Origin of the sequence: Kocuria sp. NBRC 114282, from assembly GCF_030268385.1 — a bacterium.
GTDB classification, from domain to species: Bacteria; Actinomycetota; Actinomycetes; order Actinomycetales; family Micrococcaceae; genus Kocuria; species Kocuria palustris.
This window is the reverse complement of sequence record NZ_BSQO01000003.1, coordinates 445,086-459,793: the sequence shown is the minus strand read 5'-3', so window position 1 is coordinate 459,793 and position 14,708 is coordinate 445,086. Positions and strand designations below refer to the sequence as shown.

Here is a 14,708-nt window from a genome sequence, read left to right as displayed (position 1 = left end):
CGCACATGAGCCAGGAACAGGACGCTCCCACCGCCCTTCCGGAGGCGCTCGAGAAGCTCGCGGACCGGCGCCTGGTCAAGACCGGGTTCGACGACGTGCGCACGGCCCGGCGCTGGCTCGGCTTCGGCGAGCTGAAGGGCGTGGAGCTCGAGCCCCTGCTCGGGCAGCTCGAGCAGACCGGCTCCCCGGACGCCGCCGTGCGCTGCCTGGTGCGACTGATCGAGGCCGAGCCCCGGGCCGCTGCCCGTCTGAAGGACCCGCAGCAGGCGCAGACGCTGATCCGCCTGCTGGGCTGCTCCGAGGCCCTCGGCGGCTTCCTCGAGTCGCACCCGCAGCACCTGGACCTGCTCGATGGTCCCTTCGACCCCGAGCCGGAGGAGATCTCCGCCGACGAGCTGCGCTCGAGCCTCCTGCGCAGCGTGGGCGCCGACCCGGAGGCGGACACGCCCGTCGCGCAGTCCATAGGCGATGACGGCGCGGCAGCCCTGCGCGTCGAGTACCGCCGCCAGCTCATCCGCATCGCCCTGGGCGATCTGGGCGCCGCCGATCCCGTCGAGCACCTGCCGGCCGTCGGGCGGCAGCTCGCGGATCTGGCCGCAGCGGCCATCGAGGCCGCGCTGGCCGTCTCCCGAGCTGAGATCCACGCCGGCAGCGGGTCCACCCAGGCGGACCCGGAGGAGCTCGAGCGCATCCGGCTCAGCGTCATCGGGATGGGCAAGTGCGGGGCCCGGGAGCTGAACTACATCTCGGACGTGGACGTCGTCTACGTCCACGACATCGTCGACCCGTTCGGCGGCGAGGACGGCCACGAGCCGATCGACGACGACCGCGCAGCCGTGCTGGCCACGGCCCTGGCCAGCGGGACCGCCCGAGCTGTGATGTCCAACGGCCCGGAGGCCCCGCTGTGGGAACTCGACGCCAACCTGCGCCCCGAGGGCAAGGACGGGCCGCTGTCGCGCACACTGGACTCCCACGTGCGCTACTACCGCAAGTGGGCCAAGTCCTGGGAGTTCCAGGCGCTGCTCAAGGCCCGGCCCATGGCGGGGGACCAGGAGCTCGGCCGCCGCTACTCCGAGGCGATCTCGCCCATGGTGTGGGAGTCGAGCCAGCGCGAGGGCTTCGTGTCCTCGGTGCAGGCCATGCGCCGGCGCGTCATGGACAACATCCCCTCCGAGGAGCGGGACCGCCAGGTCAAGCTCGGCCCCGGCGGCCTGCGCGACGTCGAGTTCACCGTCCAGCTGCTGCAGCTGGTGCACGGCCGCGGCGACGAGTCCGTGCGCACCCGTGCCACCACGGACTCCCTGGCGGCCCTGGCCAACGCCGGGTACATCGGCCGTGAGGATGCCGAGGAGTTCGGCGCCCAGTACCGGTGGCTGCGCCTGCTCGAGCATCGCATCCAGCTCTTCCGCATGCGTCGCACCCACCTGATGCCGACCTCCACCGCGGAGCTGGCCGTAATCGCCGCCGCCATGCACCCGCCCAGGACGGGTGCCCGCACCGGCGGCGACGACCTGATGGAGCGCTGGCACAAGACGCGCAGGGCCGTGCGCGGCATGCACGAGCGGATCTTCTACCGCCCGCTGCTGGCCGCGATCACCAACACCTCCTTCGAGGGCGTCGAGCTGAACCAGGACCAGGTCCGAGACCGCCTCAAGGCGCTGGGCTACCGCGACCCCAAGGCTGCCCATCGTCACCTCGAGGCGCTCACTCGGGGCGTCAGCCGCCGGGCCAGCATCCTGCGCACGCTGCTTCCGGTGCTGCTCGAGTGGTTCGCCGAAGGCGTGGATCCGGATGCCGGGCTGCTCGGCTTCCGGCGCGTGTCGGAGGAGCTGGGCACCTCGCCTTGGTACCTGCGGATGCTGCGCGATTCCAACACCGGGGCGCAGCGCCTGTGCCACGTGCTCTCCTCCTCGCGCTACATCTCGGACATGCTGGAGACGCTGCCGGAGGCCACCGCGTGGCTGGGCACGGACGCCGAGCTCAAGCCCCGGACCTTCGCCACATTGTGGGCGGAGACGCACGCGCAGATGGGCCGTCACCCGGATGCCGAGTCCGCAGTGCGCATGATCCGCTTGATGCGGCGCAGGGAGTCGCTGCGCGTGGCGCTGGCCGACACCGCCGGGCTGATCGATGTCCAGCAGGTCGTCGCGGCGCTGTCGGACATCGACCGCGCTGCGGTGCTCGGCGCCCTGTATTCCGCCGAGCGGGAGCTGCACCGCGAGCAGGGAGTGCCCTGGGCGGCCGACGTCCTCGTGGTCGCCATGGGGCGCCAGGGCGGTCGCGAGATCGGCTACGGCTCCGACGCTGATGTCCTCTACGTCTACGTCCCCTGCGAAGACGGCCACGAGCATCCTGACCGCCATGAGCACGGGCTGATCTCCCGACCGGACGATGCCGCGGCCCCCGAGGCGGCCGATGCTGCGGAGGACGCGGAGGACGCGAGCACCGACGACACCGCGGAATACGACGATGCATTGTCGGGCGCCTCCGACGAGGCTGCGGCCTCCGATGACGCCCCGGACTCCGAAGCCGCCGCCCAGGATGCCCCGCCGCAGCAACCGGGGGCGCAGGCGGCGCGGGTGATCGAGCGGATGGTCCAGCTGCTCAAGCGGCCCTGCGACCCGCCGATCGTGGCCGAGCGCGTGCTGGAGATCGACAACGATCTGCGTCCCGAGGGGCGCTCCGGTCCCATGGTCCGGTCGCTGGAGTCCTACGCCGAGTACTACAGCCGCTGGGCGGACACCTGGGAGTTCCAGGCGCTCACCCGAGCCCGGCCCATGGCGGGGTCGGATCTGCTCGCTGAGCGGTTCACCGAGCTGATCGATCCCTACCGCTACCCGGCGGAGCTCACCGAGCGCCAGCTCAATGAGATCCGACGCATGAAGGCTCGGGTGGAGAACGAGCGCCTGCCGCGCGGTGCCGACCCGTCCCGGCATGTGAAGCTGGGTCGCGGGGGTCTCTCGGACGTCGAATGGCTCGTGCAGACCCTGCAGCTGCAGCACGCCCACCAGCATCCCGGCCTGCGCACCACCTCCACCCTGGACGGGCTCGAGGCCGCGGTGCAGGCCGAGCTGATGGACTCGGAGGACGCCCACGCCCTGGCCAAGGCCTGGAAGCTGTGCACGGCCATCCGCAACGGCAACGTGCTGCGCACCGGCCGGGCCTCGGACGTGCTGCCCTCGGCGGGCCAGGACATGGAGGCCGTCGCGCGGTGGTGCGGCTATCCGCCGGGCAGCTCCGAGCTGCTCGAGGATGACTACCTTCGCACCACGCGCCAGGCCCGCGCTGTCTTCGAGCGGCTGTTCTACGGCCTCTGAGCAGACCGCACCCGATCGTCGGCGAGGGCCTAGCTCCGTCGGCCGTCGGGCCCGCGGGGTCCTCAGCAGCAGCTGATGCGCCGGCTTGTTCGCAGAAAGCAACAGGGGCCGCGATCGCCTCGACGATCGCGGCCCCTGCCGTGGTGCTGCTGAGGGATCAGACTCCGTAGTAGAGCTTGAACTCGAGCGGGTGCGGGACGAGCGAGAGCGGCTTGAGCTCCATCTCGCGCTTGTACTCGATCCAGGAGGACAGAGTGTCCTCGGTGAAGACATCGCCCTGCAGCAGGAACTCGTGGTCCTCCTCCAGCGCCTGCAGCGCCTCCTCGAGCGAGCCCGGAGCCTTCTTGATGTCCTTGGCCTCCTCGGGCGGCAGCTCGTAGAGGTCCTTGTCGATCGGATCCGCCGGCTCGATGCGGTTGCGGATGCCGTCCAGGCCGGCCATCAGCTGCGCGGCGAAGGCCAGGTACGGGTTGCAGGAGGGGTCCGGGGCGCGGAACTCCAGGCGCTTGGCCTTGGGGTTGGTGCCGGTGATCGGGATGCGGATGCCGGCGGAGCGGTTGCCCTGCGAGTAGACCATGTTGACCGGGGCCTCGAAGCCCTTCACCAGGCGGCGGTAGGAGTTCACCGTGGGGTTGGTGAAGGCCAGCACGGACGAGGAGTGCTCGAGCAGCCCGCCGATGTACCAGCGAGCCAGGTCGGAGAGCCCGGCATAGCCCTTCTCGTCGTAGAACAGCGGCTCGCCGTTCTTCCACAGCGACTGGTGGCAGTGCATGCCGGAGCCGTTGTCGTTGAAGACCGGCTTGGGCATGAAGGTGGCGGTCTTGCCCCAGGCCGCTGCGGTGTTCTTCACGACGTACTTGAACTTCTGCAGGTCGTCGGCCGCGTGGGTCAGGGTGTCGAAGCGGTAGTTGATCTCCGCCTGGCCGGAAGCGCCGACCTCGTGGTGGGCGCGCTCGACCTCCAGACCGACCTCGTCCAGGGTCACGGAGATGGCGTCGCGCAGATCCGCCTGCTTGTCCGTGGGGGAGACCGGGAAGTAGCCGCCCTTCAGGGACGTCTTGTTGGCCAGGTTGCCGCCCTCCTCCCGGCGACCGGAGTTCCACGGGGCCTCGTCGGAGTCCACGGCGTAGAAGGAGCCCTGCGGCTGAACGTCGTAGCGGACGTCCTCGAAGATGAAGAACTCGGCCTCGGAGGCGAAGTTCGCGGTGTCCGCGATGCCGGTGGAGCGCATGTAGGCCTCGGCGCGCTCGGCCACGCCGCGGGGATCGCGGTGGTAGGGCTCGCCGCTGCGGGGGTTGACGATCGAGCAGGTGACGTTGAGCGTCTTCTCGATGCGGTACGGGTCCACGAACGCCGTGGCCACGTCCGGGATGAGCTGCATGTCGGACTCGGCGATGCCGGCGAAACCGCGGATCGAGGAGCCGTCGAAGAGCTGCCCGTTCACGAAGAAGTCGTCGTCGACGGCCTTGGCGGGGAGGTTGAAGTGCTGCTGGACCCCCGGCATGTCGGTGAACCGGACGTCGACGAAGACGACGTCCTCCTCCTTGATGAAGGCGAGGACCTCTTCTGCTGTCTTGAACACTGCGTACTCCTTCATGGTGTGGGGCGGCCGCCCTGTCAGCGGTCTTCCGCACGACGGGCCGAGCCCCTAGCGGATCGTCTTCGACCCTACGGAGGCGCCGTTGCCCAGCCGTGACCCTCGTGTTTCGCGGGTGTTTCGGATCTCATCCTATCGGCCGAGCCTCCGAGCACGCCCGAAGCGCGCAGGATCCGCCGGAGCCGCCGCGGCTGCCCCGGTAGGCTGAGCGGATGACCGAGCACGACGACGTCCGCCGCCCCAGCGCCCCTGCCGACGCAGAGACGGGCTACCCGGGACAGGGTCTGGGGCGACCCCAGGACGGGCCCGGCTCGATTCCCAGCCTGATCCGCCGCGTGGGAGGCCTGTGCATCGACTGGGGCATCGCGGTGGCGTTGGCCTGGGCGCTGCTGCCCTACGAGTGGGTCAACCTCGGCATCACCGGGATCTGGCTGGTGCTCACCATCCTGGCGGTGGGGTTCATGGGCCACTCGGTGGGCCACCTGGTCCTGGGAATGCAGGTCCAGACCCTCGATGGCCGCCCGATCGGCTTCGCCAGGGCGTTCGTGCGCACCGTGCTCCTCGCCCTGGTGATCCCGGCGCTGATCATGGACCGCGACCAGCGCGGGCTCAACGATCGCCTGATCGGCACGGTGCTGGTGCGCATCCGCTGAGCACGACCACGCGAAGAGGCCCCGGACGTCGGTGACATCCGGGGCCTCTTCGCGCGTTCGGAGCGGGATCAGCGGCCGCGCAGCGCCTTGTGATCGGGGCGGGCGCGCATGGGGTCCACGCCCTTGGGGATCGGCAGCTGGTCGGAGCGCAGGGTCGACAGGCGCTGGTGCACCGTCGAGACCTCCTGCTTGGTCAGCTTGTTCTCCAGCTTGCGGATGTGCTTGGAGACCTGGTTCAGCGGCACCTGATCCTCACGCGGGCCGGCGGCGATGATGTGGATCGGGACATTGCGCACGCGCGGTCCCACGCGGCGGCGCTCCTTCTCGGCGAGCTTGCGGGCGCGGCCGGTGGGGCCCTCGGTCACCAGCACCACACCGGGGCGGCCGATGGCGCGGAAGACCAGGTCGCGATTGCGCGGATCGATCTGCACCGGCTGCTCCTCGACGATCCATCCGCGGCGCAACGTGGACAGAGCCGCGCCCGTGGCGCCCGGCTGATCCTCGATGCGGGCGAAGGCGGCCTTCTCCGCCCGTCGGGACAGGAACCAGAAGCACACCAGGATGGCGAACGGGATGCCGATCAGCAGCCAGGTGATCCAGTTGTTGAGCAGCAGGCCCAGCAGCAGGAAGACCACCAGCACGCCCAGCCCGAGGGCGATGAGCTTGAGGGTGATGTTCGGGTCCTGCTCCTTGGTGATCTGGAAGACCTGCTTGATCTGGGCGAAAGGCCCGGGACCGCGCTCGGCCTTCCGCTTGGCCTTGGCCTCGCGCTGCTCCTGCTTGGCCTTGGCCTTGGCGGCCTTGGGATCGGCAGCGGAGGCGCCCTTGCTGCGGGAGGGAGTGCGATCAGACACGGATGGTTCCTCGTGGTCGGGATGCTGCGGATGGCCGCCCGGTCGTGACGCTGGTGCGCGAGGGGCGGCGGAGCGGGGCCAGTCTAGCGGCTGAGGGAGGCGGCAAGGGCCCGCCCGACGCGATGCGTCGGCGGGCCCTTGCCGGACCGACGGTGCGCTGCAGGCACCGACAGCTCGGACTCAGCGGCCGAGCTTGGCCATGAGGGTCGAGGCCTCCTGCGCGGCGGAGCCCTCATCGGTGATGTGGGCCAGGTGCTCGGGGATCTCGCGGTCGAGCTTCTTCATGGCCCGGGCCCACAGGCGCCCGGAGCGGTAGGAGGAGCGGACCATGGGCCCGGCCATGACGCCCAGGAAGCCGATCTCCTCGGCCATCTCGCTGTACTCCACGAACTGCTCGGGCTTGACCCAGCGGTCGATCGGGTGGAAAAGCTTGGACGGGCGGAGGTACTGCGTGAGGGTGATGATGTCGCAGCCGGAGTCGCGCAGGTCGCACAGCGCCTCGTAGATCTCCTCGTCCGTCTCGCCCATGCCCAGGATCAGGTTGGACTTGGTGATCAGGTCCTGGTCCTTGGCGAAGTTCAGGACCTCGAGGGAGCGCTCGTAGGTGAAGGCCGGGCGGATCTTCTTGAAGATGCGCGGCACGGTCTCCAGGTTGTGGGCGAAGACCTCCGGCTGGGCGTCGACGACCTCCTGCAGGGACTCGGGGCGGCCCTTGAAGTCGGGGATCAGGATCTCCATGCCGGTGTTCGGGGAGATCTCGTGCACGGCGCGGATGGTCTCCGCGTAGAGCCACGACGCGCCGTCCTCCTGGTCATCGCGGGCCACGCCGGTGACGGTCGCGTAGCGCAGGTCGAGGTCGCGGATGGACTCCGCGACCTTGCGGGGCTCCTCCGGGTCCAGGGGCTCGGGACGGCCGGTGGAGATGTCGCAGAAGTCGCAGCGACGGGTGCACACCGAGCCGCCGATGAGGAACGAGGCCTCGCGGTCCTCCCAGCACTCGTAGATGTTGGGGCAGCCGGCCTCCTCGCACACCGTGTGCAGGCCCTGGCTGCGGGCCATGGACTTCAGCTTGGTGTACTCCGGACCGGTGCGCGCGGTGTTCTTGAGCCAGTCCGGCTTCTTCTCGACCGGGACCTCGGCATTGCGGGCTTCGACGCGCAGCAGGCGGCGGCCTTCGGGGGCGATGGTCATCGGCGTTCTCCTCGTCTGTTGTCCTGGGTGAGGACCGGGTCAGTCTGTCGGTGCTCGGTCCGCGCGGTGGCGCGGGCTGATGCGTCTCAGGCCGCGCTCGCGGCGGGCCAGGGCAGGGGTGCGGCGTCTGCGGGGATCTCGGAGACCTCGCACAGATCGGCCTCGCGGAGGATCAGCTCGTCGATCACGAGGTCCTTGACCTCCGACGGCGTCACGGTCCGGCCGAGCTCGCGGCTGATCGTGGTCACGCCGGCGTCCGAGATCCCGCACGGGATGATGCTGCGGAACGCCTCGAGGTCGTTGCTGCAGTTGATCGCGATGCCGTGCATGGTGGTGCGCTTGGAGACCTGCACGCCGATCGCCGAGATCTTGCGATCGCCGCCGCGCTCGTCGGCGAGGATCCAGGCTCCGGAGCGGCCCTCGACCGTGACGGCCTCCAGCCCGAGCCGTCGCAGCACGGACAGCACGAGCTGCTCCATGTTCCGCACGAACTTCACGACGTCGATCGGGGTGGTCAGCTTCATGATCGGGTAGACCACGAGCATCCCGGGGCCGTGCCAGGTGATCTTGCCTCCGCGGCCGATCTCGACCACTTCGGTCCCATCCGTGGGGTACTCCTCGGCGGCGGCTCGCCGACCTGCCGTGTAGACCGGCTCGTGCTCGCACAGCAGGACCGTGTTGGCCCGGGTGCCCGCCACGACGTCGCCGTGGACGATCCGCTGCAGCTCCAGCGCGGGTCGGTACGGAACCAGGTCCGGAGCCATGCCGAGAGACTCGATGGAAAGGGACATGTCACCAGGGTACGCCTGGTGCTCGGATGTGGATAACTCGAGACGCCCTTTCGCTGACAGCATGCTGGGCGCATGGATGAGAACCAGACGGGCACCGCTCAGGACCACGATCCGTTCCGGGAGCTTCTGCGCTTCGATGGCCCGTGGGCGCCGGCCGGCGGGCAGCGGCTCACGCACCTGCAGACCGGAGAGTCCTTCGGACGGCTCGCGCTTGCGGACGCGCACGACGCCTCTGGCTGGGCCGAGCTCGTGGACGCACTTGCAGACCTGGACAGCGAGCGGCTCGTGCTCCCGCGGGCGGTGATCGACGACGGCACCGCCGTGCTCTACTCCGGGCCCGACGACCTCGGTGAATCCTTTGCGAGCCTGCTGGAGGCTTCTGGGATGGTCGAGCAGGATGAGACCGTGCGCATGGCAGCCGATCTCGCCCTCGCCCTGCGGCGGCTGCACTCCTCCGGCGCAGTGCTCGGGCGTCTGCGGCTGCAGGACGTGCTCAGGTCCGGTGACGGAGGGTGGGCGCTGCTGGTCTCTCCGTCCTCCGGCGCCCACACGGCGGCTGGGGCTGAGCTGGCGCGGCTCAGCCGCGCCGACGTGGTCCTGCTCGCCTCGGCCGCTGTCACGGTGCTCACCGGGCGACGACCCAGCGCTGCGCGCACTCGTGCGCCGCTGCGCAGCACCCACCCGCTGCTCGATCCGGAAGCCGCCGACGCCCTGGACCTCGTGCTCGACCGGGCGGCGCAGCAGGAGGGGGAGGGCTCAGCCGGGACGGGGGAGCGCGCCGGGCCGACGGCTCGTGCCGGTACCGGGATGGCCACCGGCTCGGGGATGCTCACGGCCTCGGAGCTGGAGCTGCTGCTGCGGCCTGCAGCGTCGTGCTCGGCGGGGTTCGAGGCGACGGAGGCCGAGGCGACAGGGGATGAGCCAGCGCGCTCCGGCCCCACAGGGGCCGGGCCTGCCGACGTGACGCGGATGGGCCGGCCCGCTGTCGAAGGACCGATTGCGGCGAAGGGCGCGGGCGACTTCGGCCCTCTGTCCGCAGATGAAGCCGAGCCCCTCCCGGAAGGACAGGAGCGCGATGATCCCACCGTCCGGCTGCTGCGTGCCGAGGCACGTGAGCCGGAGAGATGGCGGCGCAGCGCTCGAAGTCTCCGAGGAAGCACTCGACGAGGTGGCGGGGAGCAGGGCAGGGGCGGCGGGCCTCAGCTCGTGAGCAGCGATCGTGCGGACCGGGGCAGGGCTCGTCCGGCCCGAGGTCGTGCGCGTCCGTCAGCCGCCGCGTCTGAGGAATCGCGACGCCCGCGTCGCGTGCTCGCCGGAGCGGCCGCGGTCGTGATCGGTGCCGCTGCCCTGGCCGGGTGGCAGGTCGTCACCGGGCCGCCAGACGAGATCCCCAGCGCCGTCGGCTCGGCCGAGCAGGTTCCGGGCGCTGCTGTCGGAGACCAGCCGGCTGCCGGCGGCGATGACCCGACGCAGGCAGCACCGGGGGAGTCCGTCTCGTCCGAGACCGGAGCGGCGACCGAGCCGGAAGCTGTGAGCGCTCAGCACAGTCCGGAGTACGCCGCGGCCGCGCTGATCGCCTTGCGCGCCGATGCGCTGCGCACGGGAGATCGCGACCTGCTGGAATCGGTCTACCTCCCGGAAGCGGCCGATCTGGCCGATGACCTGGAGACCCTGGACCAGGCGAGATCTTCGGGAGCGTTCGAGGACCTGCAGATGGCGCTCGCCGATGCGCAGCCGTCGGCCTCGGACCCGAGCGCCGACCGCGCCGAAGCCAGTCCATCCGAGCGAACCGCCACGGTCACCGGCACGGTGGAGGCCACGGGCAGCGGCCTGGATCCGGAGGCCGCCGGTGAGGCCACGCTGCGCCAGGACGTGAGCATCGAGATGGTGGCAGGCGACGACGGCGCCTGGCGCCTCCTCGACGTCACGCCGATGTGAGCCGGAGATGTCGGAGGCCCGAGATCGCCTCGAGCCGGAGGCGGCGGCGACCCTGTGATGACGGCGAGCCGGGACCGATCTGCTCGGTCCCGGCTCACGGGTGCACTGCTCAGCGGGGCTCGTGTGCCCGCGTGCGGCTCACCAGAGGACGGCGATCACCATGTTGATCAGGGCCGAGCCGCCCACGCCGTGGGCGATGCCGGTCGAGACCGGCTCGCCCTTGGCGATCTTCCGGCGACCGATCAGGGCCGCGGCGAAGACCGCGATGGCGATGATCAGCTTGATGGTGAGCTTGAGGTGGTTCACGGGGCCGTCCCCCATCTCGAGCAGCCCCATCAGGAGCAGACCGGAGACGAGCATGGCCACGGACGACCAGAACTGCCAGCCGGTCACCGTCGGCTTGCGGAACGTGGCGATCCAGGTGCCGATGATCACGGCGGCGCCGAAGAGATGGACGAGGACCAGGAGGGAGTACACGAATGCCATGGAATCCACACTAACCGCAGTTTGACGACACCCTGTCACCGATTCCTCGAGGCAGCCGGTGATCTCAGCCACCCGTCGCGATGCGGGAAGGCCCCGCACCGTGGGACGGTGCGGGGCCTTGCAGGAGACGCTCGCTCGACGCGCTGCCGAGCGGGGGCGGACTCAGCTCACAGGCCGAGCGAGCCCTCGAAGCGGCCCTCCTCCAGACGGGCCTTGAGACCCTGGAGGAAGCGGCCGGCGTCGGCGCCGTCCACGATGCGGTGATCGTAGGTCAGCGACAGGTAGCACATGTGGCGGATGGCCACGACGTCGTTGCCGTCGGCGTCCTGGATGACCATGGGGCGCTTCACGATCGTGCCCGTGCCCAGGATGGCGACCTGGGGCTGGTTGATGATCGGGGTGTCGAACAGCGCGCCGAAGGAGCCCAGGTTCGTGATCGTGAAGGTGCCGCCGGTCAGGTCGTCAGGGCTGAGCGAGCCGTCGCGACCGCGGGAGCCGAGGTCGGCGATGTTCTGGGCCAGGCCCGGAAGCTGCATGTCGCCAGCCTCCTTGATGACCGGGACCAGCAGACCGCGCGGGGTGTCCACTGCGATCGCCAGGTTCTCGGAGCCGTTGTAGACGATCTCCTTCTCGTCCTCCTTGAACGTGGCGTTCAGGGCCGGGTTGGCCTTGAGCCCCTCGGCCACGGCCTGGGCGAAGAAGGGGAGGTAGGTCAGCTTGGCGCCGTGCTTCGCCTGGAACGGGGCCTTGGCCTTGTTCCGCAGAGCGGCCACGCGGGTCATGTCGACCTCGGTGACCTGCGTCAGCTGAGCGGACTCCTGCAGCGACTCGCGCATGCGCTTGGCGATCGTCATGCGGATGCGCGGTGCCTTCTCCGTGGTGCCGCGCTTGTCCGAGACGGGCTGGATGGTGGTCGGCTCGCCGTTGTCGGCGATCTGCGCACCACCCTGCTGGGCCGAGCCGGAGGAGGCCGGGGACTGGGCGCCCGACTCCGCAGCGGCCAGAACGTCCTGCTTGCGGATGCGACCACCCACGCCGGTGCCCTTCACGGAGGCGAGGTCCACGCCCTTCTCGCGTGCGAGCTTGCGCACGAGCGGGGTGACGTAGCCGGAGGCCTCACCGGAGCCGGAGGCGGCGGAGGATTCCTGCTTCGGAGCCTTCTGCTGCGCGGACTCGGTCTTGGCGGCCTGCGCCTTCTCGGACCTCTGGTCCTGAGCGGACTTCTCGTCCTTCTTGGCCTCGCCGGAGGTCTTGTCCTCGGCGGCCTTGTCGGTGGCCTCGGGGGTCGACGACGACGTCGCGGCGTCCTCGATCTCCTCGGCGGACTTCTCCTCGCTCTTGCCCTGATCGGAGGAGTCATCCGAGGAGTCGGCGGACTCGGCGGCGTCTGCGTCGCCGATCACGGCCAGGACCTGGCCGACCTCGGCGTCCTCGTCCTCCTGGACGCGGATCTCGAGCAGGGTGCCGGCCACCGGGGAGGGGACCTCGGTGTCGACCTTGTCGGTGGAGACCTCGAGCAGGGGCTCGTCGACGGCGATCTCCTCGCCGATCTCCTTGAGCCAGCGGGTCACGGTGCCCTCGGTCACGGACTCGCCCAGGGCGGGCAGGGCGACCTCGGTGCCGGAGCCGCCGGAGGACTTCTTGGCCTCGGCCTTCGGGGCCTCCTCGGCGGGCTTCTCCTCGGACTTCTCCTCAGCCTTCGGCTCCTCCTTCTCGGCGGAGTCATCCGCGGAGTCGCTGGAGTCGTCGGCGGACTCGGCGGCGTCTGCGTCGCCGATCACGGCCAGGACCTGGCCGACCTCGGCGTCCTCGTCCTCCTGGACGCGGATCTCGAGCAGGGTGCCGGCCACCGGGGAGGGGACCTCGGTGTCGACCTTGTCGGTGGAGACCTCGAGCAGGGGCTCGTCGACGGCGATCTCCTCGCCGATCTCCTTGAGCCAGCGGGTCACGGTGCCCTCGGTCACGGACTCGCCCAGGGCGGGCAGGGTGACCTCGGTGCCGGAGCCGCCGGAGGACTTCTTGGCCTCGGCCTTCGGGGCCTCCTCGGCGGGCTTCTCCTCGGACTTCTCCTCAGCCTTCGGCTCCTCCTTCTCGGCGGAGTCATCCGCGGAGTCGCTGGAGTCGTCGGAGCTGCCGGAGCCGGAGCCGTCGCCGATGACGACCAGCGGAGCGCCGACCTCGACGTCCTCGTCCTCCTGGACCAGGATCTCCTCGATCACACCGGCGACCGGGGAGGGGACCTCGGTGTCCACCTTGTCGGTCGAGATCTCGACGATGGCCTCGTCGACGGCCACCTCGTCGCCGACCTCCTTGAGCCAGCGGGTCACGGTGCCTTCGGTGACGGACTCACCGAGTGCAGGAAGGTTCACGGTTTCAGACATGTTCAGATTCTCTTTCTGACGTCAGGTCGATGCAGTGCTGGTGATCGGCCGGCGACGCTGTCAGCAGCGTCGCCGGCCGAGGTGGCCTGATCAGCCGTGCAGCGGGATGCCCGCCAGGCCCATGGCGGCCTCGCCGAGGGCCTCGTTCTGGGTGGGGTGCGCGTGGACGAACTGCGCGACGTCCTCCGGGTAGGCCTCCCAGTTGACGATGAGCTGGCCCTCGCCGATCTGCTCCGAGATGCGCTTGCCGATCGCGTGGAAGCCGACGATCGGGCCGTCCTTCTCGCGGACCAGCTTGATGATGCCGCCGGTGCCCAGGATCGAGGACTTGCCGTTGCCGAGCAGGTTGTACTCGAAGGTCTCGATGTTCTCCTTGCCGAACTTCTCCTCGGCCTTGGGCTGGGTGTAGCCCACCGACGAGATCTCCGGCTCGGTGAACGTGACCTTGGGGACGTTGATGTCCTCGACGGGGATCGGGTTCAGGCCCGCGATCTCCTCGGCCACGAAGCGGCCCTGCTGGTAGCCGCGGTGGGCCAGCTGCACGCCCGGGACGATGTCGCCGATCGCGTAGATGTTGCCCACGCCGGTGTGCAGGCGCTCGTTCGGGGTGACGAAGCCGCGGTCCATGGGGATCCCGAGGTCCTCGTAGCCCATGTCCTCGGTGCGCGGGGCGCGGCCCACGGCGACCAGGACGACGTCGGCCTCGAAGACCTTGCCGTCGGCGAGGGTGACCTTGGCGCCGTTGTCGTCCTGCTCGACCTTCTCGAAGAAGGTGCCCAGGTTGGTCTTGATGCCCTTCTTCTTGAACTCCTTCTCGAGGTTCTTGATGATGGCGGGGTCCTCGTTGGGGACCAGGTGATCCAGGCCCTCGATGACGGTGACGTCCACGCCGAAGGAGTTCCACATGGAGGCGAACTCGGAGCCGATGACGCCGCCGCCCAGCACGATCGCGGACTTGGGGGTCCAGTCGATCTCGAGGGCCTCGGTGGAGGTCATGACCCGATCGCGGATCTCGATGCCCATGGTCTTCGAGTAGGAGCCCGAGGCCAGGATGATGTGCTTGCCGGTGTAGGTGGTGCCGTCGACGTCGATGGTGTTCTCACCGGTGAGCTTGCCGAAGCCGTCCACGACGGTGACCTTCTTGGACTTCATGAGTCCCTGCAGGCCCTTGAACTTGCCGGCGACGATGCTGTCCTTGTACTCGCGCACCTTGGCCATGTCCACGGAGACCTCGCCGATGCTCACGCCGTACTTCTCCGAGTTCTGGGCCTCGGTGGCCAGCTCGGCGGAGTGCAGGTACGCCTTGGTGGGGATGCAGCCCCAGTGCAGGCAGGTGCCGCCCAGCTTGGACTTCTCGATCAGCGCGACGCTGAAGCCCAGCTGGACTCCGCGAAGAGCTGCGGCGTAGCCGGCGGAGCCTCCGCCGAGCACCAGGATGTCGAATTCGTTGTCTGCCACGGATGACGCTCCCTTGCGATCTGTTCCACGTGCGCCCGGCGT

General features: G+C 69.8%; 10 protein-coding genes. 3 read left to right on the top strand and 7 right to left on the bottom strand.

What is annotated here, in order from left to right; translation table 11 throughout:
• Nucleotides 1-5: 5 nt before the first annotated feature.
• Nucleotides 6-3,317: a bifunctional [glutamine synthetase] adenylyltransferase/[glutamine synthetase]-adenylyl-L-tyrosine phosphorylase gene (locus QSJ40_RS08130; protein WP_285730063.1), complete on the top strand. Its 3,312-nt coding sequence runs from the start codon at nucleotides 6-8 to the stop codon at nucleotides 3,315-3,317.
• A gap of 157 nt (nucleotides 3,318-3,474) precedes the next feature.
• On the opposite strand, the gene glnA is transcribed toward QSJ40_RS08130, so the two are convergent.
• Entirely contained in the window at nucleotides 3,475-4,899 is a 1,425-nt protein-coding gene (glnA, locus tag QSJ40_RS08125) for a type I glutamate--ammonia ligase (RefSeq protein ID WP_285730061.1), read from the bottom strand.
• Between the two features lie 227 nt (nucleotides 4,900-5,126).
• On the opposite strand from glnA, the gene QSJ40_RS08120 reads away from it, so the two are divergent.
• Nucleotides 5,127-5,567 carry an RDD family protein gene (locus QSJ40_RS08120; protein WP_053447494.1) on the top strand — a complete coding sequence of 147 codons (441 nt, stop codon included), beginning with the start codon at nucleotides 5,127-5,129 and terminating at the stop codon, nucleotides 5,565-5,567.
• Nucleotides 5,568-5,635: 68 nt separating this feature from the next.
• Here QSJ40_RS08120 and QSJ40_RS08115 read toward each other — a convergent pair whose 3' ends face one another.
• From QSJ40_RS08115 to lipB, 3 genes are all read right to left on the bottom strand, one after another.
• Nucleotides 5,636-6,421 carry a DUF4191 domain-containing protein gene (locus tag QSJ40_RS08115; protein WP_285730058.1) on the bottom strand — a complete coding sequence of 262 codons (786 nt, stop codon included), beginning with the start codon at nucleotides 6,419-6,421 and terminating at the stop codon, nucleotides 5,636-5,638.
• Between the two features lie 180 nt (nucleotides 6,422-6,601).
• Nucleotides 6,602-7,612, bottom strand: a complete 1,011-nt coding sequence (lipA, locus tag QSJ40_RS08110; protein ID WP_006214859.1) for a lipoyl synthase — start codon at nucleotides 7,610-7,612, stop codon at nucleotides 6,602-6,604.
• A gap of 86 nt (nucleotides 7,613-7,698) precedes the next feature.
• Nucleotides 7,699-8,403, bottom strand: coding sequence for a lipoyl(octanoyl) transferase LipB (gene lipB / locus QSJ40_RS08105; RefSeq protein ID WP_024290309.1), 705 nt, complete (start codon nucleotides 8,401-8,403; stop codon nucleotides 7,699-7,701).
• Between the two features lie 72 nt (nucleotides 8,404-8,475).
• On the opposite strand from lipB, the gene QSJ40_RS08100 reads away from it, so the two are divergent.
• Entirely contained in the window at nucleotides 8,476-10,341 is a 1,866-nt protein-coding gene (locus tag QSJ40_RS08100) for a hypothetical protein (RefSeq protein ID WP_285730054.1), read from the top strand.
• Nucleotides 10,342-10,479: 138 nt separating this feature from the next.
• Here QSJ40_RS08100 and QSJ40_RS08095 read toward each other — a convergent pair whose 3' ends face one another.
• From QSJ40_RS08095 to lpdA, 3 genes are all read right to left on the bottom strand, one after another.
• Nucleotides 10,480-10,827, bottom strand: a complete 348-nt coding sequence (locus QSJ40_RS08095; RefSeq protein WP_006214862.1) for a hypothetical protein — start codon at nucleotides 10,825-10,827, stop codon at nucleotides 10,480-10,482.
• Nucleotides 10,828-10,994: 167 nt separating this feature from the next.
• On the bottom strand, nucleotides 10,995-13,208 hold the full coding sequence (sucB, locus tag QSJ40_RS08090; protein ID WP_285730051.1) for a 2-oxoglutarate dehydrogenase, E2 component, dihydrolipoamide succinyltransferase: 2,214 nt from the start codon (nucleotides 13,206-13,208) through the stop codon (nucleotides 10,995-10,997).
• Nucleotides 13,209-13,298: 90 nt separating this feature from the next.
• Nucleotides 13,299-14,666: a dihydrolipoyl dehydrogenase gene (lpdA, locus tag QSJ40_RS08085; RefSeq protein WP_271403696.1), complete on the bottom strand. Its 1,368-nt coding sequence runs from the start codon at nucleotides 14,664-14,666 to the stop codon at nucleotides 13,299-13,301.
• Nucleotides 14,667-14,708: the final 42 nt, after the last annotated feature.

Bases quoted from the DNA above. Each gene is read 5' to 3' on its own strand.
- QSJ40_RS08130 (WP_285730063.1), top strand. From the start codon at position 6: ATGAGCCAGGAACAGGACGCTCCCACCGCCCTTCCGGAGGCGCTCGAG.
- QSJ40_RS08120 (WP_053447494.1), top strand. From the start codon at position 5,127: ATGACCGAGCACGACGACGTCCGCCGCCCCAGCGCCCCTGCCGACGCA.
- lipA (WP_006214859.1), bottom strand. From the start codon at position 7,612: ATGACCATCGCCCCCGAAGGCCGCCGCCTGCTGCGCGTCGAAGCCCGC.
- lipB (WP_024290309.1), bottom strand. From the start codon at position 8,403: ATGTCCCTTTCCATCGAGTCTCTCGGCATGGCTCCGGACCTGGTTCCG.
- QSJ40_RS08100 (WP_285730054.1), top strand. From the start codon at position 8,476: ATGGATGAGAACCAGACGGGCACCGCTCAGGACCACGATCCGTTCCGG.
- QSJ40_RS08095 (WP_006214862.1), bottom strand. From the start codon at position 10,827: ATGGCATTCGTGTACTCCCTCCTGGTCCTCGTCCATCTCTTCGGCGCC.
- sucB (WP_285730051.1), bottom strand. From the start codon at position 13,208: ATGTCTGAAACCGTGAACCTTCCTGCACTCGGTGAGTCCGTCACCGAA.